The organism is Pseudovibrio sp. Ad26 (genome assembly GCF_001623285.1).
GTDB classification, from domain to species: domain Bacteria; phylum Pseudomonadota; class Alphaproteobacteria; order Rhizobiales; family Stappiaceae; genus Pseudovibrio; species Pseudovibrio ascidiaceicola.
In genome coordinates, this window is the sequence record NZ_LMCE01000049.1 from 205,065 (window position 1) to 227,354 (window position 22,290).

Annotated in this window: 29 protein-coding genes; 19 read left to right on the top strand and 10 right to left on the bottom strand. The window is 51.8% G+C overall.

What is annotated here, in order from left to right:
- Positions 1-14: 14 nt before the first annotated feature.
- From PsAD26_RS09910 to PsAD26_RS09925, 4 genes are all read right to left on the bottom strand, one after another.
- Positions 15-1,571: an ABC transporter substrate-binding protein gene (locus tag PsAD26_RS09910; RefSeq protein WP_063299947.1), complete on the bottom strand. Its 1,557-nt coding sequence runs from the start codon at positions 1,569-1,571 to the stop codon at positions 15-17.
- 35 nt (positions 1,572-1,606) lie between these two features.
- Positions 1,607-1,978 carry a DUF2946 family protein gene (locus PsAD26_RS09915; protein WP_153041480.1) on the bottom strand — a complete coding sequence of 124 codons (372 nt, stop codon included), beginning with the start codon at positions 1,976-1,978 and terminating at the stop codon, positions 1,607-1,609.
- Between the two features lie 260 nt (positions 1,979-2,238).
- Entirely contained in the window at positions 2,239-2,601 is a 363-nt protein-coding gene (locus tag PsAD26_RS09920; protein WP_063299926.1) for a DUF2946 family protein, read from the bottom strand.
- A gap of 234 nt (positions 2,602-2,835) precedes the next feature.
- Positions 2,836-3,534, bottom strand: a complete 699-nt coding sequence (locus PsAD26_RS09925) for a putative metalloprotease CJM1_0395 family protein (protein WP_063310254.1) — start codon at positions 3,532-3,534, stop codon at positions 2,836-2,838.
- 254 nt (positions 3,535-3,788) lie between these two features.
- Here PsAD26_RS09925 and PsAD26_RS09930 point away from each other — a divergent pair, with 254 nt between their 5' ends.
- The gene (locus PsAD26_RS09930; RefSeq protein ID WP_063287854.1) at positions 3,789-4,424 is read left to right on the top strand and encodes a TetR/AcrR family transcriptional regulator; all 636 of its coding nucleotides are present in this window, start codon (positions 3,789-3,791) and stop codon (positions 4,422-4,424) included.
- Positions 4,425-4,534: 110 nt separating this feature from the next.
- On the opposite strand, the gene PsAD26_RS09935 is transcribed toward PsAD26_RS09930, so the two are convergent.
- Complete coding sequence (locus PsAD26_RS09935) at positions 4,535-4,924, bottom strand: MerR family transcriptional regulator (protein WP_063295888.1); 390 nt, start codon at positions 4,922-4,924, stop codon at positions 4,535-4,537.
- 91 nt (positions 4,925-5,015) lie between these two features.
- Between PsAD26_RS09935 and PsAD26_RS09940 the strand changes: the two genes are divergently transcribed.
- The 3 genes from PsAD26_RS09940 to PsAD26_RS09945 all read left to right on the top strand — a co-directional run bounded on the left by PsAD26_RS09940 (position 5,016) and on the right by PsAD26_RS09945 (position 6,167).
- Positions 5,016-5,339, top strand: a complete 324-nt coding sequence (locus PsAD26_RS09940; protein WP_063310449.1) for a hypothetical protein — start codon at positions 5,016-5,018, stop codon at positions 5,337-5,339.
- 4 nt (positions 5,340-5,343) lie between these two features.
- Positions 5,344-5,559 carry a GDCCVxC domain-containing (seleno)protein gene (locus PsAD26_RS30150; protein ID WP_082596645.1) on the top strand — a complete coding sequence of 72 codons (216 nt, stop codon included), beginning with the start codon at positions 5,344-5,346 and terminating at the stop codon, positions 5,557-5,559.
- 86 nt (positions 5,560-5,645) lie between these two features.
- On the top strand, positions 5,646-6,167 hold the full coding sequence (locus tag PsAD26_RS09945) for a hypothetical protein (RefSeq protein WP_063310255.1): 522 nt from the start codon (positions 5,646-5,648) through the stop codon (positions 6,165-6,167).
- A 5-nt stretch (positions 6,168-6,172) separates the two neighbouring features.
- Here the strand turns inward: PsAD26_RS09945 and PsAD26_RS09950 are convergent, their stop codons facing one another.
- Both PsAD26_RS09950 and PsAD26_RS09955 read right to left on the bottom strand, forming a co-directional pair.
- A complete protein-coding gene (locus tag PsAD26_RS09950; protein ID WP_063292991.1) occupies positions 6,173-6,733 on the bottom strand; it encodes a hypothetical protein in 561 nt (186 codons plus the stop codon).
- 190 nt (positions 6,734-6,923) lie between these two features.
- Entirely contained in the window at positions 6,924-7,301 is a 378-nt protein-coding gene (locus PsAD26_RS09955; RefSeq protein WP_063310256.1) for a GFA family protein, read from the bottom strand.
- A gap of 157 nt (positions 7,302-7,458) precedes the next feature.
- Between PsAD26_RS09955 and PsAD26_RS09960 the strand changes: the two genes are divergently transcribed.
- Entirely contained in the window at positions 7,459-8,004 is a 546-nt protein-coding gene (locus PsAD26_RS09960; RefSeq protein WP_063310257.1) for a hypothetical protein, read from the top strand.
- 66 nt (positions 8,005-8,070) lie between these two features.
- On the opposite strand, the gene PsAD26_RS09965 is transcribed toward PsAD26_RS09960, so the two are convergent.
- Together PsAD26_RS09965 and PsAD26_RS09970 are read right to left on the bottom strand one after the other, a co-directional pair.
- Complete coding sequence (locus PsAD26_RS09965; RefSeq protein ID WP_063310258.1) at positions 8,071-8,517, bottom strand: hypothetical protein; 447 nt, start codon at positions 8,515-8,517, stop codon at positions 8,071-8,073.
- On the bottom strand, positions 8,514-9,191 hold the full coding sequence (locus tag PsAD26_RS09970) for a TetR/AcrR family transcriptional regulator (RefSeq protein ID WP_208985610.1): 678 nt from the start codon (positions 9,189-9,191) through the stop codon (positions 8,514-8,516). The genes PsAD26_RS09965 and PsAD26_RS09970 overlap by 4 nt, the downstream gene beginning before the upstream one ends.
- A gap of 63 nt (positions 9,192-9,254) precedes the next feature.
- Here PsAD26_RS09970 and PsAD26_RS09975 point away from each other — a divergent pair, with 63 nt between their 5' ends.
- The 9 genes from PsAD26_RS09975 to PsAD26_RS10015 all read left to right on the top strand — a co-directional run bounded on the left by PsAD26_RS09975 (position 9,255) and on the right by PsAD26_RS10015 (position 15,515).
- Complete coding sequence (locus PsAD26_RS09975) at positions 9,255-9,851, top strand: hypothetical protein (protein ID WP_208985611.1); 597 nt, start codon at positions 9,255-9,257, stop codon at positions 9,849-9,851.
- 119 nt (positions 9,852-9,970) lie between these two features.
- Positions 9,971-10,561: a class IV adenylate cyclase gene (cyaB, locus tag PsAD26_RS09980; protein WP_063310260.1), complete on the top strand. Its 591-nt coding sequence runs from the start codon at positions 9,971-9,973 to the stop codon at positions 10,559-10,561.
- A gap of 137 nt (positions 10,562-10,698) precedes the next feature.
- Positions 10,699-11,004 (top strand): helix-turn-helix domain-containing protein, encoded by a 306-nt coding sequence (locus tag PsAD26_RS09985; RefSeq protein WP_063310261.1) that lies wholly within the window; start codon positions 10,699-10,701, stop codon positions 11,002-11,004.
- Positions 11,001-11,387, top strand: a complete 387-nt coding sequence (locus PsAD26_RS09990) for a VOC family protein (RefSeq protein ID WP_063310262.1) — start codon at positions 11,001-11,003, stop codon at positions 11,385-11,387. The genes PsAD26_RS09985 and PsAD26_RS09990 overlap by 4 nt, the downstream gene beginning before the upstream one ends.
- Positions 11,388-11,927: 540 nt before the next feature.
- The gene (locus tag PsAD26_RS09995; RefSeq protein ID WP_208985612.1) at positions 11,928-12,665 is read left to right on the top strand and encodes an AraC family transcriptional regulator; all 738 of its coding nucleotides are present in this window, start codon (positions 11,928-11,930) and stop codon (positions 12,663-12,665) included.
- A 33-nt stretch (positions 12,666-12,698) separates the two neighbouring features.
- Entirely contained in the window at positions 12,699-12,962 is a 264-nt protein-coding gene (locus PsAD26_RS10000; RefSeq protein ID WP_063310263.1) for a hypothetical protein, read from the top strand.
- Between the two features lie 143 nt (positions 12,963-13,105).
- The gene (locus PsAD26_RS10005) at positions 13,106-13,390 is read left to right on the top strand and encodes a hypothetical protein (RefSeq protein ID WP_063310264.1); all 285 of its coding nucleotides are present in this window, start codon (positions 13,106-13,108) and stop codon (positions 13,388-13,390) included.
- Between the two features lie 201 nt (positions 13,391-13,591).
- Entirely contained in the window at positions 13,592-14,707 is a 1,116-nt protein-coding gene (locus PsAD26_RS10010; RefSeq protein ID WP_208985613.1) for an alpha/beta hydrolase, read from the top strand.
- A 469-nt stretch (positions 14,708-15,176) separates the two neighbouring features.
- Positions 15,177-15,515: a hypothetical protein gene (locus PsAD26_RS10015; protein ID WP_063310266.1), complete on the top strand. Its 339-nt coding sequence runs from the start codon at positions 15,177-15,179 to the stop codon at positions 15,513-15,515.
- Positions 15,516-15,530: 15 nt separating this feature from the next.
- On the opposite strand, the gene PsAD26_RS10020 is transcribed toward PsAD26_RS10015, so the two are convergent.
- The gene (locus tag PsAD26_RS10020; RefSeq protein ID WP_063310267.1) at positions 15,531-16,553 is read right to left on the bottom strand and encodes a GSU2403 family nucleotidyltransferase fold protein; all 1,023 of its coding nucleotides are present in this window, start codon (positions 16,551-16,553) and stop codon (positions 15,531-15,533) included.
- A gap of 296 nt (positions 16,554-16,849) precedes the next feature.
- Between PsAD26_RS10020 and PsAD26_RS10025 the strand changes: the two genes are divergently transcribed.
- From PsAD26_RS10025 to PsAD26_RS10045, 5 genes are all read left to right on the top strand, one after another.
- Positions 16,850-17,728 (top strand): hypothetical protein, encoded by an 879-nt coding sequence (locus tag PsAD26_RS10025; RefSeq protein WP_063310268.1) that lies wholly within the window; start codon positions 16,850-16,852, stop codon positions 17,726-17,728.
- 210 nt (positions 17,729-17,938) lie between these two features.
- Positions 17,939-18,193 (top strand): hypothetical protein, encoded by a 255-nt coding sequence (locus PsAD26_RS10030; protein ID WP_153041481.1) that lies wholly within the window; start codon positions 17,939-17,941, stop codon positions 18,191-18,193.
- A gap of 97 nt (positions 18,194-18,290) precedes the next feature.
- Positions 18,291-19,064, top strand: coding sequence for a crotonase/enoyl-CoA hydratase family protein (locus tag PsAD26_RS10035; RefSeq protein ID WP_063310270.1), 774 nt, complete (start codon positions 18,291-18,293; stop codon positions 19,062-19,064).
- Between the two features lie 159 nt (positions 19,065-19,223).
- The gene (locus PsAD26_RS10040) at positions 19,224-20,837 is read left to right on the top strand and encodes a protein kinase (RefSeq protein ID WP_063310271.1); all 1,614 of its coding nucleotides are present in this window, start codon (positions 19,224-19,226) and stop codon (positions 20,835-20,837) included.
- 155 nt (positions 20,838-20,992) lie between these two features.
- Complete coding sequence (locus tag PsAD26_RS10045; protein WP_063310272.1) at positions 20,993-22,150, top strand: protein kinase; 1,158 nt, start codon at positions 20,993-20,995, stop codon at positions 22,148-22,150.
- Positions 22,151-22,290 lie beyond the last annotated feature (140 nt).

A 22,290-nucleotide genomic window follows, 5' to 3' on the forward strand; every position in this document is an offset into this window, starting at 1 on the left:
GTGCTGCGCATCTCTTATTTGGTTTGGGTAACCTGACCGTAATCGATCCAGTCAGCATGCTCGAACATTGGGATGTTCAGACCCGGACGGGACAGGTTGAAGTTTGGCACCATCAGGATTGGAATAGCAGCCAGTTTAGTTTGCACGATTTCGCGGTGTGCTTCACGAACAAGTTCAATGACTTCTTCGCGGCTCTGCGCCTGACGGGCATTGTCGAGGATGGTGTCCAGTTTGCCACCCGGCGCGGTGTACTGGTAGCCCCACGGGGTTTTGGAGTGGAACAGGTTGTACAGCAGGTAGGTTGGGTCTGCGTTGTTGTTGGAGGCGAACTCCATGTACAGATCCGCTTCACCGGTTGCCAGATAGGTGTCGTCGTAAACGCCTGAATCATCAACCTGAACCAGCTCAATGTCGATGCCGATGCCACGGAACATCTGCTCCAGCAGCTCTGGCATTGGGCGTACGCTGGAAACGTTCGGATAAGCCGCAACAAGGCGAAGCTTCAGCGGCTTGCCGTCTTTGCTGCGCATGCCATTGCTGCCTTTGGTCCAGCCAGCTTCATCCAGCAGGGCTTCTGCCTTCTGGGTGTTGTAGTCAAAGCCGTCCACGTGCTTGTCGCCAAGACCAAACATCCAGTCTGGCAAAATGCCTTTTGCAACAACACCTTTGCCGTTGAACAGAACTTGCGCCAGCTGCTCGCGGTTGATGGCATAAGCCAGCGCCTCGCGCACGCGTATGTCCTTCAGCGTGTCGTATGGTGCTTTGCCGTGCAGGTTGGTCAGCAGAGCCACGTAACGGATCGGGCGGGATTCGTGCACCACCACGGAACCGTCTTTTGGCAGGCTCAGCAGCATCTGAGGGGTGACTTCAGCGACGATGTCGACCTCCTTGTTCTGCAGTGCCAGCAAACGCACCTGATCATCCGCGATGAAGTGATAGGTGATGTTTTCAACCTTCGGCGCATCTCCCCAGTAATCCGCATTGCGTTTCATGCTGATGGACTGTTTTGGCTTGTAGCTGTCCAGCAGGTAAGGACCTGTACCAACTGGGTTTTCTGCACGATCACCGTTGATGGAGAACAGGGAGGCCCCACGGTGGGTCATGTTTTCAATGACCAGAGAGGAGTTGATCTCGGACTTGAACGTGAAGGTGTAAGGCCCGGTCTGATCAAAGCTTTCCTGATCGATTTGCAGGAAGTCAGAACGGCCCTGATCGTACAGCTTCAGTGCGTCGATTGCGGCTTTGGCGTCAAAGGTCTGGCCGTCGTGGAACTTGATGCCCTCGCGCAGTTTGATGCTGTAGATGCCGTCTTTGTAGTCCCAAGTCTCAAACAACACGCCTTGCGGAATGAAGTTTTCGTCTGGTTTAACAGCCGTTTCGACGATCTGTCCGGCTGGTCGGCGGGTGGTGAAGTTGAACTTCTTCGGGTCTACGCTGTAGCGGTCTTTTTTCACCGCAATGCGCAGCTGTTGAATGTCTTCCGCCTGTGCCGCTGGCACGCCGGAAATCAGAGCAGGAAGAGACGCTGCGAGCACACCGCTGACGCCAAGTAGTTGTTTGAATTTATTCATTTCAATTCCAATCATTATCTGTAATCGAGCGAAAATCAGACAAAGACAGGAGGTGCCCGCGGAGCATGGCTTCGCCGCGGAATTGCGTAGTGTCCCACCTCGTTGAGGGCGAAGGTATGCTGTGGTCTTGAGGTTTCAATAGCGAAGCTGCCCAATGAGGCAGGGGCTGGTGACTTCAGCATGGCAAGGGAGAAAAGGCAGAACGCGTTGTTCTGTACGTCCTTTTGCTCGTCGTCTTCATCAGAGGTTTCGATGAAGATCTGCTGCAAGCCCTGCGAGGTGCAAATGGTGATCTCAAAACCATCTGCGCCCGCACGCGGCATCATGCCGGGCGGCGCAACAAGCTGCAGGATCACAAACCAGGTTGCGAGCCAGCAGGCCAGTACGGTTGATGGTTTCAAAGCCAAGTGAATGCACCTTGCACTTGATGAGCAATCAGAGCCAATCTCAGACATTGCCGAGATTGAGGGATGAGCTTTACGCGAGGCTGTGCCCTGCGGGGTCCGTTGCATGCAAATGTGGCGTGGGTTTTCTGGCAAGCAGCCTGCAGAAAACCTGTCATTGCCATGGGTTTGCATGACGGAACAGGAATGTCTTTTGAGAAAATAGCCCTTTTATGTCAGCAAATTAGCCACAATAAGAAAGGCTGGGACAAACCAATTTATGCTCAGGCGGGAGGGGCTCTGGGGGCGGCGATGCGCACTGTCGTTTCAGCAAACGCAATGCTCGTTGGCAGTGAAACCACATCGATAGGAAGAGGAGATCCGCCGAATTCTGTGTGAGGAGACGAGCTGAGGGCCTTTGCAACAACAGTACCGAAGGCACAGTTGTCGTAGGCTTCCTGTTCTTCTGCTTGCTGGAGTTCGTTGCCCTGCTCGTCAAGAAGGACAGTTCGCATACCTTGCGCGGTGCAGATGACAATCTCAAAGCCGTCCTCACCTCCGGACACCATCATGCCGGGAGGCGCAACAAGCTGCATCAATACAAACAGTGCAGCAAATACAGTCGCTTTGGCTTTTGTCAGTTTCACAGCAAACTCTAGTCACGCGTAAATGCATTTCCGCCTTAGGCTAGTACAAAATACGTGTCAATGACTTATACTTATATGTACTGTGAGTTTATGAAAATATTTTAGCAAATCGCGCGGTGGATCGGCCCGGCTTCCTTAGTTGCCAAAGCAAGAAAATATCATGTTTTCATAAGGTTACTTGGGGTAGCCAACACTGTGGCCACAGATGTTGGATTTATAACGCTCAGGTAAGAGTTAAACTGCCGCAGCCTGATAGGCTTGTGTAGCGTTGAGCAGCAGAGCAGATGGGTCCGAGGCGGTTTCAGGGTATTCCTGAACCTGCAACAGGGACTGCAATCCACTGACTTCGCTTGCTTCCTGCTCTTCCTCGCTGCCGCCAAGGTTCTTCTCGCGCAGCTCGGTATAGGCCTGCGCCAGATTCGTTTGGGCTTGCGCTGCAACGGCCTGATCCTGACCGGATGGCTGAGCGGGCGCGAGTGCTGCGGCGATTACCGTATTCAGCTTGGCAATGCTGGCTTCCGGGTCACCGGAAATGGGTGCAGAGTCAATTGAGACTTCGCCGCCAATAGCATAGCTGTGACCATCCGGGCCGCGAGTCTCCGTATAACTCGGCGCTCCGGCGTAGGCACCACCTGTTGCTGCATGGGCTTGCTCGTGCGCGCGAACTTCCGCATCACGTGTCTTAAGTTCTTGAACCTGCTCCTGTTCTCCATCAGAAAGCTGTCCGTTTTCGTTCTTGGACTTTTCAGAGGAGGAGCTTGCTGCAACCGGGTTGGCAGAAAGGTCGCTTGTGATGGTGACAGAGTCTTTTGGAACCGCATGTTCAACGGAAAAAGACGTGGATTCCTGTTGGTTTACGCGCGCAGGCTGAGCTGCGTTGTAAGACGCAGAACGAGCCAGTCCGGTAAATGAGGATCCAATTCCATCTATCATAGGTTGAACTTATACTAGGGACTGGTGCTTCAGGTAAAGGAATTTCTGATACACAATTTCGTTAGGTATGCTAGGGTTTTGCTTCGGATGGAGACTGTAAACCTGTGTATTTACAGCGCATTCCTGAAATGTGCCTGCTGGTATTCAGGTAGGACTGGGCGCAAGAAAGATGCTTTAAAGCAGTTTGTCGGATTCAGATTGCAAGCAAACTGCGTTAAAGGGAAGGCAGCGGGAGCCTTTAGGGGAATACGGGAATGATCGAAGATTTGAGCCGGTCTCAGCAGGAGATATTGGACGCTGCTGCGGAGTGCTTCATGAGGATGGGGCCGGATGTGGCTTCCATTGATGATATTGCCGGTCTGCTTGGGTCTACAAAGGGGCGTGTTTACCACCATTTCCGCTCCAAGGGTGAACTGCTTTATGCCGTCCGCCTGCGCTCTGTTTCCCTGCTTATGGAACGGGTTAGCCCCATTGCAGCGCAACACATCCCCCCTGTCGAGAAGCTGCGCGCTATGTCCATTGCCCATGTGCTGCGCATCCTCAAGTTCCTGAGCTATCACCGCGTTGTCAGCGAAGACACCCGCATGTTTTTCCGTGGTGCGGCCAAGCCTCATGAAACACAGATGATCGAGCAAATCATCGAAATGCGCCGTGCCTATGAGAATCTATATCGCGGTGTGCTGACAGAAGGCATTGAGGCTGGTGTGTTTGCAAAGCAATCAGTCTCCATCACCCTGCACTCCATCATCATCCTGATGAACGGCCCATGCTTCTGGTACTCACCGCGCGCTGAGCAAACCGACAAGGATCTGGAAGAAATCGCCCGCAGCGTTTCTGATCTGGTACTGCGCGCCGTGGTGGCTGATCCAGCGTTGCTGGAAGAGACTTAATCCCCGCTTAAAGAGGGGATATCTCGTTTGCGTTGAAATGTGCGTTGCTTTGCGCGATTTAGCGTTTTTCTGCGTTGTTATGTTTTTACGGGTTAGGCCGGTTAGACGTTTCAGTCTGCGTGCAGACGATCCAGCAAAGGGCACTGCAGATTACCGCTAGCGCAGTTTCCCATGAGCTCTTCGAGCGCTTTTTCCAACTGTCGAAGGCTTTCGATTTTTTCCCGAACAGACTCCAAATGCGCCTTGCTCATGTCATGGGCGATTTTGCAGTTCTCGTCTTGCTGCTCACCAAGGCTGAGAAGTGCTTGTGCATCTTTGATGGTGAACCCCAGATCCCGGCAGCGTTTGATGAAGCGTAACTGCCCGATCTCCTTTTCGGAGTAGGCGCGACGTCCGTTATCCCCGCGGGCAGGTTTGATAACTATGCCTTCGCGCTCGTAATAACGGATCGTTTCAATAGCAACGCCACTGCGCTTAGACGCTTCGCCAATCGCGAACATGTGATCACTCCTGCCTTGATCCTGTAGTTACTACAGCATTTATAAGCATGCGGCAAAACCATCACAACTGCGATGACGAATGGATTTGCCGATGAAGACCTTTTTAAAAATGAACCATGCAGGCTCCTTTGCCTCTCTGGGAGTAGCCACCTGTTGCGTGCTCCCCATTGCTTTGATGCTTGCGGGCTTTGGTGGCGGTTGGTTAGCCGTTTTTGGCAAAATTGCCGCGGCAAGCTATTTTGTGCTGACTGCGTCCTCTTTGCTGCTGCTGGCCGCGTGGGGCACTGCTCTCTATCGCGGTGCACTAGGCCAACTGCAGTGGCATTTGCTGGTGAGTACACTCGTGACGGTGCTGGCATGGGCAATCGTTTTGAACGAGACCGCAATAAACGACCACCTGATCAGCCTGATGTGATGCTATGACAGAAACAGTTATCCTAGAAAGCACAGTAACTTGCCCGGAATGCGGGCACAGCGAAACTGAAACCATGCCAACAAATGCTTGCCAGTGGTTTTATGACTGCAAAGCCTGCGGAACCTTGCTGAAGCCTCTCCCCGGCGATTGCTGCGTCTACTGCTCCTACGGCACAGTCCCATGCCCCCCAATCCAACAAGACAAAAGCTGCTGCGGGTAGGGCATTACTCAGCAGGGGCTGTTGTGGTGGTATTGCGATTCAGGTAGTGATTTGAACCGATCTCTCGGCACCCATGCAGGTTTTAGATGCGAAGGTTGATTGTTACTGGTGCAAACGGAACAGGAAAAAGTTTCGTTGCAGCTCGAATGAGTGCTGCGCGTTCCGAAATACCGTTGGTGTCTTTCGATGCGATCAAATTGACGAGCAACTGGCAACAACGATCAAGATCAGAAATCGACACGGACCTGTCGCAACTCGTGGCAACCGACGCCTGGATCCTTGAAGGTGGGCCAAGTCTTTTGCCGCTGGCCCTTCCACGAGCGGATGCTGTTGTCTGGCTTGATCCAACTGAACGGATAAGAGCATGGCGCCTGATAACGCGTCCGTGGCGCAACATTGGCAAGACACGCCGGGAACTGCCTGCAGGAAACTCGGACTGGCCGCTTCAGCAATACCGCTTCGCAGTTCGCAGTCTCAAAAATGGTTCAAGACTTCGCCGCAGTATCAGCACCTGTTTGGAAAGCGCCACAAACCAGTGCATTTGGCATTGCCGAAACCAGACTGCCATTGAAGATATGCTTCATGAATGGAGCTCTGCTACAAGCTGAGCGCTTTACTTCACCAGCTTTACGTCTCTTGATTTTGTAATCTTCTTTGTTTCAGCAACAGCTTCATCACCAATCTTCTTGGCCTGTTTGTTCTCATCCCCTTTTAAGGATGCATAGCTGCGGTCCATGGTGATATCGAATGTCCCATTCACTGATGGTAATCCCACATCTTCGTATCTAAAAGTCCAAACGGCCTTTTTTCCGGCACTTGAGGCGTTGTGATAAAATTTTGGCTTGGATTGCTTGGCAACCCGCACAACAAAAGACCCGGATGGCAACTTTAAACGAGCACTTAGTTCATGCGCCTTTTCAAAGAGCTTCATGACCATTGGCTTGATTTCATCCGCTTGCTTTTGCTTGTTCTGATCCCCTTTTTTCGCTTCAAATAACAAAAAGTTTCCAAGTTTCTGCAGCGTTAGATCAGCCAGCTTGCGGGCTTGTGAATCGCCTGCCAGCTTTGCGCGCGCCTGAAGGATCTTGATACTTTGCTTTGCTTCATGTTCGCTTGGAATACTGCTACTCGACCACTTCTTGGGGAGTTCAGGTGCTTTTATTGCAGTTGGCATCCTCGGCAACCTCTTTATAGACATCCCTCAAGTGAAACGCTCAAGGCTATAGTCATTGGGTTTTGAAGCACGATCAAGAGATTGATTTCTGTTAGGCTTAAAGGTCGTGATTAGATGTTTTTTGAGGGATTTATAGAAAGAAATGATTAGAGGGGTACAGCGCTTTTGCTGAAGCGTGGCTGCAACTTTTTCACTCTTCAACACGATCCTTCTCATAGGTTTTCGCAACAGGGAACTCAGGTAGCCAGGTTTCGCGGCGGGTGGTCCAGAGCTCATAGGTTGGGGTCATCTGGTTGGGTTCGTCCAGAGCGCCCAAGTGGACCTCGACTTCGCCTTCACTGGTTGAATAGACGGAAGATCCGCATTTTGGGCAGAAGAAGCGGCCCTGATAGGCGTTCACCTCGCCCTCAACGCTGACTTTCTCCTCAGGGTAGACTGCTGAGGCATGGAAAACGGCGCCGTGATGTTTACGGCAATCCATGCAATGGCAAACGCCAACCCTGTCCGGCTCCCCAGATGCCACAAGCCGAACCGCCCCGCACAAACACCCACCCGTGATTTGCTTCATCTCAACACTCCCCCGTTATCCGTCGGGCAGGGTACTGCGTGACATGTATTGAGGGCAAGGAAGTTTAGAGCAGCGCTTTACACTAATAAGGTTGGGGCAAGCGCAGAGTATAAATATGCATTTAGCATAAAAATATTCTCTAGCCCTTTGTGAGAAAATGAAAAAACATGTTTGTGCCGTACTGGCTTTATCTTTGTTAGCTGCAGGTTGTACCACAACCGCACAACAAGGCCCTCGCCCAACCGTTGAAGAGATTGTTGATCGCAGCAACAAAACATTCTCTGCTTTAATCGGCGGAGCTATCGACCAATGTATCGATTTTGCGGCGAGTAACAAAGCACCAGATAAAGCGAAGTTTGCAAAGTATGGATACAAGCCAACCTTTGGTCTGGGCTTCCCTGCCTATTTCCGCCCTAAGGAAGAAGGAGGTAGCAGATTCCCGGGTTCAAGGGGGGTGACCTTTGTCTTCCACTCTTGGATTGACCGTTGCATGGTGACCAGCAACGGTGTTGGTGGTGGCGTCTATATGCTGGCCGGTTGGATAAGAAGTGAGCTGGTTAAGCGTGGTTGGAAAAAAGTAAAAAGCGACAGCAAGTATAGATATCGCTACGTCAAAAACGGCGTTGAGGTTGAAGTCTCTGGCTCGCAATCAGGTGGCTTGGCGCAAGTCGTATTGCATCAGACAGACAAGATGAAAAACTAGGCTTTGTGCCCGATTGGAATTGCTTTTGGATGTTGGCGAGAGTTTTGCCAGCATCCTTGAAGTGGCTCAATCCAAACAGCCCCGCACCATTGCCCATCTCACGATGAGGGCGGCTATTAGCATTTCCAGCCAGGCCAGTGGCAAGGCGGTCAGGACGACTTGGGTGGTGGCTAGGTTCATGTTCCAAAGGCCAAGCCAGAGGATGATGAAGACCGTTGCCCAGATTGCGCTGCCTGCATAAATAGCATTGCGGATGGTAGGGCCAAACCGATCCAGCAGCACCCAGCTGAAGCCTGTGGCCGCGAACACAAGCACTGTATCCCACACGCCCCACACCATAAACACCGGCAGGTTCATGGGCGCTACGTCTTGGATCTGCGGCAGAGCGCCGCGCATGAGTGGCATGACAAACGCGAAATAGCGGAAGACCTCTGACGCGTTGATCCAGAGCAGGTTTAGCAGCAATGCAAGCCAGAAGGCTCTTTTAGGGGCTGATGTCGCAAGGGAGGTCATGGGGCCGATATCCGTGTTCTGATTGTCTTTAAAAACTGAAGTGTACTGGCACGCAGAAAGTCGCCGTCTTTGGTCAGGCGAGATGTGGACCAGAGGCCGTTGGTGAACACCACAAGCAATCCGGCGAGAATCTCCAGCTCTTCAGGGTTTCCTGCCGGATCTTCGTTTTGCAATGCATTGAGGAAGCCCAGCTTAAGGCGGGTGTTGTGTGCTTCCACCTTGGCAAGCACCTCTGTGTCATGCGGGGCGACTTCCGTTGCTGAGTTGGCTACAAGACATCCGGGGCCTGGGAGGCCTGTGGCCTCGGCTCTGCTGATTTGCGTTTCAAAATAGCCGGCGACTTGCTCAAGCGTTGCATCAGCTTGCTCTACCTGAATGAACGCCGGTGAGACAACGAGGTTCTGATAGCGTTGGAAGCACGCGAGGAACATCTGCTTTTTGCCGCCGAAGGCGCCGTAAATGGCGTGACGGGTGGCACCTGTTGACTTCACGAGGTCATCCATCGAAGACGCATGGAAGCCATTTTCCCAAAAATGCTCCAGTGCGCGATCGGTCAGGTCCTGTGTGGTTATGTTGGCTTTTCTTGGCATGGTTGGGTTAATATCAGAATGATCGTTCTGAATCAAGGCAACCATCTTGGTGTCGGCGACACTGGTCGAAAATCTGATGATCACCCAGCCTTCATTGTGCCTGTGAGAAGTTAGGGGCAAGAAGAACGAGTTGATGGGTTTGGAATAGTGGCTTTGAAGAAGATGGTTGGTTGGTCTGCGGCAGTGCTGTTTGTGCTGGTGTTGGCTGGATGCGGCTCGATTGAGGATGACTACGAGATCGCACGGTTTGATGCGGTGGATGGGGAACTGGTGATGAACGGGGTGATCAGCTCGTCCACGCCGATTGATTTGCGGACAGCTTTGGATGAGAACCCGAAGGTCAAACGCATCGTTATGGTGGATGTGCCGGGCTCGGATGATGATTACGCCAATCTGGAGGCGGGTCGCATTGTTCACGAGCGCGGGCTGACCACGGTCATTCCATCAAACGGCATTATTGCCTCTGGCGGGACAGACTTTTTCCTTGCTGGCAAAAAGCGAGTTGTGGTGAAGGGCGCGCGCATTGGTGTGCATTCGTGGAGTGCCGAGGATTATACCGCATTGGATCTGTCCAAGTCTGATGAAGAGCACGAGAAGTACCTCAAATACTACAAGAGCATTGGCATTGATCCGCTGTTTTACTGGTACACACTGGAAGCTGCCCCGCCAGAAGATGTGCACTGGATGACTGACAGAGAGATGAAACGCTATAAAGTCGGCACGCAATACACCGCCCGCCCATAAGGGCTTTAAGCGACACAAATCTACTAAACGGGCCACGTAACAGTGGTCCGTTGTATTCTGTCCTTGCATCCCTCCCAATCGCTTTTTAAGGATACTCTTATGAGCTTAGGGAGCCTGTGATGACTGGGACCGATCTTCAAACCAAAGGCATGCTGTGTGATCCGGGTGATCATTTCACCGGTATTTATGAGGTTGAGCGAAAGTATGCTGTTGTTGATCTTGAAGTGATCCGCAGTCAGCTGGAAGCACGTGGTGCCGTGCCTTTCACCCTTGGCAATACAGAGCAAGACATCTTCTATGACTTTGGGGACAGTCGCCTTGCCAACAACAACCAGCAACACGTGCTGCGCGTCATGCGTCCGTCAGGCCGTGCGCTCTGGATCAGCAAAGGGCCGGGACCGGATAAGTGCATCTCCATGGATCTGGCAGATGCGGATCAGGCGAACGCCATGATCCTGTCTCTGGGGTTTGAGGAGGTTGAGCGACTGGAAAAGAAGCGCGACATTTACTTCCTCGACAAATTCCACCTAACGCTGGACGAGCTCCCAGGCCTTGGCCGTTTTGTTGAACTGGCCATCATGACAAATGATGCTGACAAACTGGCACAATATGAGCGGGAAATCGGCGAACTGGCCGACAGCTTCAACCTCTCCTCAGACGCTCTGCAAACTCAATCTTACCGCGCCATGCAACAGGCTTTGAAAGCCTAACCTGTTGCAAAATATTCGTTATTTATAAGTGTAATCCGCCGTTTTCAGGGATGCGTCGGCTAAGACTGGTAGGGTCTGTCTTAATGCAACGAAAATGTTGCATTTGACTATGCAACTATTTTGTTGCATAAGGGGGTATGACTGCAGCAGATGATCATCTTAACGCACTGTTCAAAGCACTTGGCGACAGCACGCGACGGCGAATAATTGACGAATTGTCTCGGCGTAGCAGGCAGTCGCTCTTCGAAATCCATACACGGGTTTTACAGGAATACGGTGTCGACTTAACGAGGCAGGCCTTTTCGCGGCACCTTTCAGCATTAGAGGCGGCTGGCGTACTTGTTGTCGAGTGGCAGGGGACGACGAAGTTGCATTCGTTGAACACCAAGCCACTGGTAGAGTTGCGTTCCGGATGGCTCTCTAAGTTTGGAGAGAATGAATGAAGATTTATATCACAAGCGTCTTTGTAGATGATCAGCAAAAAGCGCTGGAGTTCTATACTGAAAAGCTCGGCTTTGAGAAGAAGAACGATGTTCCTCTTGGCGAGAGCCGCTGGCTGACTGTGATCAGCAAGGAAGACGAAAACAGCATTGAGTTGCTGCTTGAACCGAGCAGCCATCCGGCAGTTTCACCCTTCAAGAAAGCTCTTGCAGCTGATGGCATTCCTGCTGCGTCTTTCAGCGTGGAAGATCTGGATAAAGAACACCAACGCCTTGAGACACTTGGCGTCAATTTTGTACAGGCCCCAAGCTCATTTGGAGATGTAAAACTCGCCGTCTTCGATGATACGTGCGGTAATCTTATCCAACTGGTTCAGCTTCCCTGATTTCTGGTGCCTGAGGGTCACAGCAACCTGCTGTGGCAAGTTCAAAATATCAAAGTGGTCAGAGTCTTACGTAATAATACTGAAATGGGCACCTGCCGGGCACAAAAGGTTTAAGTCCTTTTGTTAACCCGTTTGGCTGCCCATTTTTGTCGTTTGTACCCGTTTTTCTATGCGTAAAGGCTGAAAATATTCCCAAAGGTAATCTTGGGGTTAAGTTGGGTTGTTTAGTTGATACTAAAAATATGCGCTAGGTATAAATGCATAATGAATTTAAATTTGGAATAGTTATGACTGGAATTTTAGATGCAATCAGAAGGGTCCTATTTGAATGACGGACATTTTCGTAAGTATTTTGATGCATCTGCCCCAATATACGTTAATAATGAGAATGTCTCCGCGATAATAAGTAATATAGAATATAGCCAAGAATTTCAGGTGCGGATTGCAAAAATACTTCCGAAGAGGGATTTTAGCGCTTGTTATACTTCATTCAGAAACGAGGCTTGCACAATTTCAGGAAATTTTCTCCTGCAAGGATCGTTGATTGCAACCGTGGCGGGTGCTCAGCAGTTTACTCTGAATGCAGATAGAGCGAATCTCGTCAAATACGGACCCTCTACCACCAAATTTCAGATTGCCCGTGGCACCGACCTGCAGATGCTGTCCTATTCCATTTCTGAGGAGTATCTAATGCGGGCGCTTGAAAAGGATATTCCGGCTACGTTTCTACCGTTTCTGAAACCCAGTGAGCAGGGGTTCAACCTGCTGGAGTTTCGCCCAACACCTGAGATGCGGAGGCTTGTGCGGTCCGTGATCAGCAGTCCGCTGGTTGGGACTATGCGGAATCTGTTTATTGAAGGGGCGGTGCTGCAACTAATGGCACTTAAAGCCAACTTTCTCAGCAATCAGGTATCTGCCGCTGGAATGCTGAATGAGTATGAAGTGGCAAGTGTTCAACGTGCCTACAAGCTGCTGATGGGAAGCCTCAGCACGCCGCTGTCTTTGAGTGATCTGGCGTACAAAGTGAACCTTGGTGAGAAGCGGCTGAACAGTGGATTCAAGAAGATATTCGGTGGGACGGTTTTTGAAGTCTACCGCAACGAGCGGCTGGAGATTGCCCGCAAAACGATTGAGCAGAGTGATGCCTCGCTCTCCAAGATTGCGCAGCACATCGGCTACCGCCACTACAACAATTTCATAAGTGCGTTCACGCGGCAATTTGGGGTGTCTCCTGCAAAATACCGGAGACATTCGCGAGATAACCAAAACACGGAATAAGCCGCTAATTTGGAAAATATGGGGTGAAGTGGAATGGCGGAATTGGACTTTCTCAGAGAGGATGACACCTCTTTTTATCAGGAATTAGAAGGCCTTCAACTTGCATCCTGTCAATTGAAGAACCTCGTGGAAGCACTGAACATCGTTTTGACAAGCCGGCTGGAGCATACGCGAGAGTACGACATGCTGCTCACTATCAATCACGCCATTATGGGACATAATGAGGATCTGCAGGATCGAAGTTTAAGGGTTATTGCTCTGCTTCAACATGCAGCTGACCCAACCTACGTAGATTGAGGGTGATTGCAGCACTACACCCCTGTGCCGGGTGATGCGGAGAAGGAGTTCAACGGGTCAGGTAACTGGCATCAGATCAGGCCAGCCGTTGGTACTCCGCCTCTGCGCGTTCAGGAATAGCAGACAGAAAAAGGATCGAGGCTATGCCCCAAGACAATCCTCGGCAACAACAGCAGCTGGTCGAACCGGGGAGTATTCGTGTTCCTGGACTGACGGTGAAAGAGAACCCGCGCATCAACCGCATTCAATTTGTGTTTGATGAGCAACCCAGCGAGGAGATCTGCCGGATCTTAAAGAGCAATGCGTTTCGCTGGTCTCGTCATGAGGACGCCTGGCAACGGCAGCTCAGCCTGACCAGCCGCAAAATCGCGGTAAAGGCCCTGCTGGAAATCAAGGCACTGGCGACATCTAACCGGCGCGGGCGGTGACGGACACCGCACGCCTACACCTTGATCGCTGCTCTTTTGCTTACGCCCACCCCGCGTGCATGGTGTGGAACCTTGACATCAGCGCACCAGCGCCGTCATCATTCTTAAAATTTTAGCTATTTGAGGTGGTTTGCCTTTATTTGTGGGCAATCAAACTGCTTTAAGCGGTTGGTCCTGCGTGTGCGTCCCAGGCATTTTCCTGTGTCTGATCGCAAGGTGCACCAAAGCATTGGGGTGAAGATGATTGATATTCCGACACTTCTGGAGGCGCGATCTGTTCAATCTGCGCGATTGACCACGCGGGTGCTGTTTTCTGGCCCTGAAGATGGTGTGCCGATCTTCTTCATTCATGGCAATCTTTCTGCGGCCACGTGGTTTGAAGAAACCATGCAGCGTCTTCCGAAGTTTTTTCGCGCCATTGCACCGGACCTGCGCGGTTATGCAGGCGCTGACCCTGCCGCTGTTGTGGATGCAACCCGTGGCACCAAGGACTTTGCTGATGATCTCGCCGCGCTGATGGATGAGCTGGGTATCAAGGCCGCACACATGGTCGGCCATTCGCTCGGCGGCGGTGTGCTCTGGCAGTTTCTTGCCGATTATCCGCAGCGTGTTCTGTCGCTCACGCAAGTCAGTCCATCTTCTCCGTTCGGCTTTGGATGCTCCAAAGCGGATGGCACGCCGTGTTTTGAGGATGGCGCAGGCAGTGGGGCAGCAGCGGTGAACCCTGAGTTTGTTAAGCTGCTTATGGACAAAGACAGCAGCACGGGAAGCGATTTTTCTCCGCGCAATATCCTCAACACGTTTGTCTGGAAGCCGCCATTCCAGCCCAAGCGGATGGAAGAGTGCATGGCAACCGTGTTTGCGCAGCACACAGGCGACAAATCCTATCCGGGGGACGTGGTGCCTTCCTCCAACTGGCCGGGTGTCGCTCCAGGCCGCTTTGGCAGCATCAACGCGCTCGCACCCAACCGCCAGGCAAACCCGCTTGGGTTCTGCGATGTGGACGCCAAGCCGCCCGTGCTTTGGGTGCATGGCGCGGATGATCTTGTCGTCTCCGACTCCTCCATGTTCGATCTGGGTTCATTGGGCAAACTCGGTTTCCTCCCCAGCTGGCCCGGCGAAGAGGTCTTCCCACCCCAACCGATGGTCACCCAAACCTCCGACGCCCTGGACCGTTATGAGGCAAATGGTGGAAGCGTTGAACGCTATGTGGTCAAGAACTGCGGCCACACCGCTTACATAGAAAAACCGGAGGAGTTCGACGCAGTCTTCCACGCCTTCCTGCAGAAACATGTGAGTGTGACTGAAGCCAGTTAAACGGAGCGAGTTGAGAAGGACTTAAAATACTGTCGAATTTCATATATGAAATTGCATTGGTAAAAATAAGTTAGATAAATCATGATGTTGTCGGTTTGTTCTGGCCAGCATACGCTCATTCATACCACCCTTTTACGAAGCAGCAGCACCCGCCAGTCAGTGCAATCGGAGGGATTAGGCGCTCCGACAGAAGCAAAGCCTGGTCAAAGGAGGTGGTAGTTAGGTGAGATTTGAATTGAGGTTCAAAATAAGGAAGGCCCGAAACAGACTGGTACTCTGGTTCCGGGCCGTCATTAAAGCTTCCTAACAACCGGAGCGGGGAGTTAGCGCTTCCCGTTCCACTTACCTAATATAACGCGTCTTCCTTAAGCCTTCAAGAAACCTGAGAGGCTGTAAGCCCCCTGAATGCTCAGAGGTCGGTGTGCTGCTATCGTGACTTTAGCTCCCTATAAAGGCGGAGATGCTCTGTATGTATGCAGGCGATACTCTCAGTTTTGATGACGGTGAGGCCAATACTAGGGGGAGTGTTATGTGGGTTGGAAATGGTGAGTTTGATAGCTACGGGTATTTGAAAACCGCGTTTATCAAAGGACAGATGGACGGAGAGCTGAAGCCGGATATGTGCTATCGGATTTGTGATAGGGGGGGTACAAACACTTCTCAGCAGTTTCATTTTGTGCCCGTTGATATGAACGGAAATGAATTAGGGCCTTCTGTCCTCAATACTGCTGGGAATATTGTTTATTCCATTTGGGAGAAAGGGCATCTTTCGCAAGACTGCAACATCAGCAATCTGTTCATGGCGTGAGTTTTGAAAGCGGGCCTACAGCCCCTCAACAAATTCCTCAAACTCTGGGCGTTCATGCCATGAACCGTCCGGCCAGAGGGCTTTCATGGCTTTGACGATCGGGTCGCTCCAACCTTGTTTACCTTGAGATTGGGCTGCCAGAAGTTCATCACCGATCAAGCCGGGGCATGCCCGTTCCAACACTTCGATAAGGGCTTTGGCCTGTGCCAGGTCCTTGGCGATTTTAATGGTTGTATGGGCTCGTTTCTGCGAAAGGATGAGTTTGTGAACGGCATAGCGCGCAGGACGTGGCACAAAAACCGGAATACCTGCGCCATACGGCAAGGCTGCCGGAGAGGCGTCGTCAATCAGCCAGGCCAGATATTGCAGGCTCATGGCTCCCGCATCCAACCCCTGCAGCTCTAACGGTTGTTTTTCTCCGCGCTTGCGTGTTGGCGTCAACAGATCCACTACAAACCCGATGCGAGAGCGGAAACGGGAAGGTTTTGCGCGTCCGTCCAGTTCTGGAATAGGCTCAAAGCTCGGGTCGGCATCCTTCAGGATCGAGAGCATATCGACGCCCTCATCTGCCTTGATTGCCAGTGAGGCAGCCACCAGGTCTGCGTCATCCGTCGCCAGTTGAGTAGATGGCAGCGTGCACCCCAGCAGAAGCGGGTAGCATTGGTAGGCCAGCGTGCCCACCAGAATGGCACCATTGCGGAACAGGCCGTGATAAGCCATCGCATCCAGCACGCGGCCCGCATAACTGTGCGTAGATAGCACGCCGACTTTGTTGAGTACGCTCAGGTCCTTACGCCGCGCTCGCGCCCGCTCGCTGGCATGCTTGATCCGCTCGACTTTTGCCTGTGTTTCCGGCTGCAAAGCTGGCCCCACATACAAGCTCTTGCGTCCAGCGCCCACGGGCATCTTGACGAAGACGTTTTCGACATTCCCCTTCGTCTGCTGATAAACTGAACCCCGAAGAGCCCTGCTATCATCATGCGTTTTCTGAATATAATCCGCAGCAAGGTTCTGATAAGCGAGAGGAAAATCTGTCATTTGGGCAGTATAGACAGTTTGGTTTGAAAATGTCTATACTGCGTTCTGATTCCAAATGTATTGAGGTTGTAATCAATGGAATCGATTTTCCTAAGTAATGAATTGCTTCATTTATAATATTTCATGTGATTGATGCATGTAATATGATAAAATACTCCTGCCTTTAATAACGTATTTTCATATATAACTGATTTCGTTATCAGGTTTACTGCAGACTTTCGACGAAAGAGCATGAAGCTATTCTGCAGACTCGGATTCGCCGAGATGTCCCATTATTTCTAGAGAGGGGCAGAAGCATGAATTCTGTTGATTTAAATAGTAGCAGTGTTCAGCTGTTCGAAACACAAAACCCTGTGCAGCAACCCAACTCCTCTGCGGTGCAACGGGGAGCCGATGAGGACCTTAAGACTCTTCGAGCGAACGCGTCAGGGATTGACTTTAAGCCCGTTGCCATCGGTGAAGGAACTTCGGATAGCCTTATTTCTGAAGAAACCAGAAGTGTACTGGCAGAGTTAACGGCCAGATATCACGCCGCAGAACTTGACTTTGAACTTGCTCCACTTCGAGTCGCATTTACCTCGATGAGTTCCTCGGTGATGTTTGCGGACGAAAATGAAGACTACTCAGGTCTTACAGATCGCTTTGAAAATTTTCAGGAAGGCGTGCGGGGCATGCTTGCGAGGGGTATCGAATTTAATCCTTTCAATCCGTATCTTGATAATGACAACATTCGTGAGAAACTGGAGAGCATTCTTCCGGGCAGCACGGATGGTGAGCCAAACGATCAGACAAACACCCTGACCTGGGTTCTCAATGGCGAAGCTGCAGAAAATGCAGGCATGGCAGGGATCAACGTTCTCACCTTTGATTTCTCAGAGATGTTAGCAGGTGATGCATATGTGGCTGTAGGCGTTCTCGCAGAGGCATTTAGCAACTGGAGCGCGGCACTTGAGGGTGTCCATGACAGCATCGGCTCTGCTCGTGATGCTCAGATTGAGATGCTTTCCAAGCCAGAAGGACCTGTTGATGCTGAAGTTGCGCCGGAAATTGAAAAAGACATGCATGTAGAGTTGGCGCGGGAGAAAGCACAAACAGTGCAGTCAGAACTCGCCAAACAGGTTTTCTCTCTGGCTAATGCAACATCCCCAAGCGTTCTGGCTTCTTTCAGTTTGTAATGGACTGGATGAAGGCTCTGACCTTCGAATTCGTGCCGTTCTGACGACCTGACTAAAATTGTGAAGAAGGTGGTATAGACGCTCGAATCCAAAAGTGTCTATACCGCGACTGCTTGCTATCTCTGAGTGTGTACAGAGTAAATCAACTTAGACTTGCAATCGCCTGGCATCTCCCCAAATATTATTAAGGCTTTGGTGAGGGAGATGCCGTTGGAACGCGAAGGTAAGAAGAAGATCAGTAAGACACTTGTTGTTACTGGGATACTTGGTTGGCTTCTCTTTATTTGGGAATGGGTTTATGCCCTCACTCGCATTCCCGTTCTTATTATACTAGCAGCTGGTACAGGATTTTTTGTTCTTGAGAAAATTCTGGATGTTGTGCTTGGACGCATATTTAGAAGAAAGCCTGAGCAGCAAGTCACTTATCAAGACTCTAAAGCTGGTATAGACAGTCCACGCAAATAATGTCTATACCGCTATCCTTCCCACACTCCACCTTTGAATGGCTGACGGGGCTTGGCAAGTTCTGTTAGGCTTCTCCTGAATTTCAGGGGAGGGGTTTATGGCGGTTGGTTTTGAGGTTGAGGGGACGACGGCGGTTATTACGCTGGATAGACCTGAACGGCGCAATGCGGTGGATGGGGAGACGGCGCAGCTGCTGGTGGATGCCTTTACTCGTTTTGATGAGGACGACAGCCTCTCCGTTGCCGTGTTCACTGGGTCTCAAGGCACGTTCTGCGCGGGGGCTGACCTTAAAGCCATTTCAGAAGGCAAGCTTAATACCCTGCAAGAGGAAGGCGATTCCGCGCCGATGGGCCCGTCTCGAATGCGGCTATCAAAACCAGTGATTGCGGCGATTGAGGGCCATGCAGTGGCTGGCGGGTTGGAACTGGCGCTTTGGGCGGATATGCGCGTTGCCGGAAAATCTGCAGTGTTTGGTGTTTATTGCCGACGGTTTGGCGTGCCACTGATTGATATGGGTACCATCCGCCTGCCGCGCTTGATCGGCCAATCCCGTGCCGCAGATATGATCCTGACAGGGCGCAGTGTGAGCGGTGAGGAAGCCGTGGCCTTTGGCCTCGTCAATCGCCTCGTGGAAGACGGGGAGGCTCTCACCAAGGCGAAGGAACTGGCGGCGCATATGGCGCAATTTCCGCAAATGTGCATGCGCAGTGACCGGCTCTCCATGTTTGAGCAGTGGGATATGACAGAAGGAGAGGCGATCAGGAACGAGATGCGGCGCGGCCTTTCGGTAATCTCCAGCGGAGAGACCGTTTCCGGCGCAACGGCTTTCAGCCACGGCAAGGGACGCCACGGGGTAGACGTGGAAAGCTGACGAGCACATTGATTGCGACTCGGTAAACGCAGGCTGCACAATTTTGCGGGCCTCGCTAAGACTGCCTACACCTAAACTCCAATAAACATTACTTAGCGGAAGGCATTTTTCTTCGCATGATATATTGTGTCTCTCAGGACCGATTGTCGGAGGAATGCCGTGCCTGCCCAACCCCAAAACCCCGCTGGAAATCAGGAAAACCTGCCGTCAGAGCAAGAGCAATGGCTGGATGCTGTGGAACGGGCATTGAATGTCCGGCTGGGTGAGATCCCTCCGCAAGGTGACAATGCCGTTGAAGACATGATTGTTGATGGGCCTGAGGAAGAGCGCGGCGAGTTTATGGCCATCGTTGAGGATGAAGAGCAGGAAAACATCGAGGAAGGCATTGAGCAACGGCCCACGCACGATCAGCAAGGCCGCATTATCGAAGAGCGGGGCGAGTTTTTGGCGCTTGGAGATGATGAGGACGAACGCGACATTGAGCGGGGTGTTGAGCAGCGCGGTGTAGACTTGCGGCAACCGGAAATCCCGTTTGAGGCCCCGCCGCCTTACGATCCTCCGCCACCTCATGAAGCGGGCGAACAGGAGGATATGGATGACGAGGAATTTGAGGAACTGACACGGCCCGAGCATCGCGAGTTGCACCAGCATGATCCGCAGCCAGGAGAGGGCGAGCAGCCACCGGAACGCCGGGTTTACAACGAGATGCCGCAGGCAGGTAGCCCTATCCGCCTGAACCGGAAAAATGATGGCACCATGGTTATTGATCGACGCTCTGTTCCAGCCACGATTAAAGCCAAACGGGAACGGAGTTTAGGTCGGCGTGATAAGGTGACTTATGAACCTACTGAACATTCGATGAATGTAGAAGGTCTGCTCACACCGCCCAATAAGGTTGACAACGAGCGGCTGCAAAGTGTGTTCGCGAGTGGTGCGACAGGATACCTGCAAAAGTTCCCGGATATTGAAGATTCCGCTATCAAGCGATGCCATGCGATGGAAGAGGCAAATGGTTCATTGCAGTTTGTTGGTGCCGATCAGATTGTGCATGAGACCAAAATCCTGACCGCTCTCTCTCATTTCAAAGATGCGAAGGGGGCAGAGAATATCATCGAATATCGAGGCTCTGGCATTTCGCAGTTTGGTGATCCGTTCCTGATCATGGAAGAGATGAATGGCGGCACACTTGCAAATCGTATCCCTGATGATCGCGGTCTGGAAGAGCCGCAACTGAATGATTTTGCAAAGGGCGTTCTCTCTGGCATGGCGTTTTTGCAAAATCGGAACATCATTCATCAGGACCTGAAGGCTGATAACATTCTGTTTCGCGAAAATGACAGCACTGTGCCGGTTATCAGTGATTTTGATACAGCCTCAGCACATGAGGGCATTGCCTCTGACCACGAAAATGGCCAGGACTTTGGCTATAGGAGAGGCGGTTCTCCCGATATTCAACCGCCGGAAGTATACGATGAAAATGGCCAGATGACTGGCAAGATTGACTCCTGGAATGGCGGAGTTCTGATGTTACAAGCGGCAATCGGTAATGAGGGGCGACAAGCTTTCCTCGATGAAACCGCAGAATTTCGTACACAAGACGGACGCAGAGATCAGGGGCTTTATGACGCCTTTCTTGATCCGCGTATCGCAAATGTACCGCCAAACATTCAGGCCGTGATCAAAGGACTTCTGAAGATCGATCTGAATGAGAGAATGGCCGCTGAGCAAGCGTTGGCGTTGATTGAAGATCAGCCAGAAGATGAGCAGCAGTAGCTGCAATTCTCTGCATTTTGGTAGGTTCGCCTATACGCTGTTTATGCTGATTGCTTTCCACCACTCAGGCGACAAACGATACTCCATCCAACTCTTGGCTAAAACGAGGAGATCACGCGTGGTTTGCATGACTGGTGACGTTTCCAGAGGTGACAATGGCTGACTATGACGCGTGGATGAAAGCTGTCGCCAGAGTCCTGAGCATAGATCTTCCGCCAGCACAAGTTGGAGCGGGCTCTGAAACCGCACGTGAAACGCCTCCGGATAACAGCCCCATCAAGGTGCAAACCAAACCAGACGGAACCATGGTCATTGAGCCGGACTCCGTACCCTCAGCCTTTCAACACGGCAACACCAGCGCTGGCAAACAGCCCTACGGCAACATGTTTGGCATCTCTGAAGAGCATGCCATGGATGTGACAGGAAAGGTTAGCTCTCCTGTGACGGGCGGTGCCGCCAACGCTGAAAATGTGCTGTCGTACGATGCGTCTGGCGTGGTGCAAGACTATCCGTATATGGAAGATGCCGTGATCAAGCGGCCAAATGCGTATGCTGCTGGACCGGATTCCCCACCAACCTTTGTGGGAGCGGAGCTGCTGGTGCATGAAGCCAAGATCCTCACCGCTCTAGGTGAGTTTGATCAGGCGCCCGGTAGCGAGAATATCCTGAAGCTGAAAGGTGCGGGCCTGACAGAGTTTGGAGAGCCCTTTGCCATTCGCGAAAAGCTGAAGGGAGGATCGCTGGATGATCGCCTTCCAGCAGACAAAGGCATGGATGAAGAGCCGCTCAACGACTTCGCCGGAGGTCTGCTGGCCGGGGTCGCGTTTTTGCAAAAGCGAAACATCTTTCATCAGGACCTGAACATCGACACCATCCAGTTTCGTGAGGAAGACAGCACAGAACCGGTGATCACCAGCTTTGACTATGCAACGGCGCATGAGGGTGTTGCCGCCGATTGTGAGGATGGGCAGCATTTTGAAATGGAGATTGGCGGCACGCCGAACAACCAGCCGCCTGAACGATTTGTTGATGGGGCAGAGCTGTCCTCAAAGGTGGATTCCTGGGCCGGTGGTTTGGTGCTTGTTGCGGCAGCTGCTGGCAAGAATGCACAGCAGGAGCTGATTGATGACCTTCAGGAGTTCCGCAGTGGCAGCAGCAATGATCAATCTTTGCTGGATGAGAAGCTGGAAGCGCGGTTAGACGGCACCCCGGATAACATTAAGGGTGCGATTAAAGGATTGCTGAAACTATCTCCAGAAGAACGCTTGTCAGCAGAAGAGGCTTTGGGTGTTGTTAGCGCCCGTCCGGAATAAGGCGAGCCGAAAATATATTCCTGAATGTGGCTGGTAACGTAGGGAAGTTAGATTATTCTTCTTCTAAAGGCCCTGATTGCGCTAAACGCTTTTATGCACTATGCCAAAGACACGCGCATTTTCGGGGGCGTTTCGGGAGG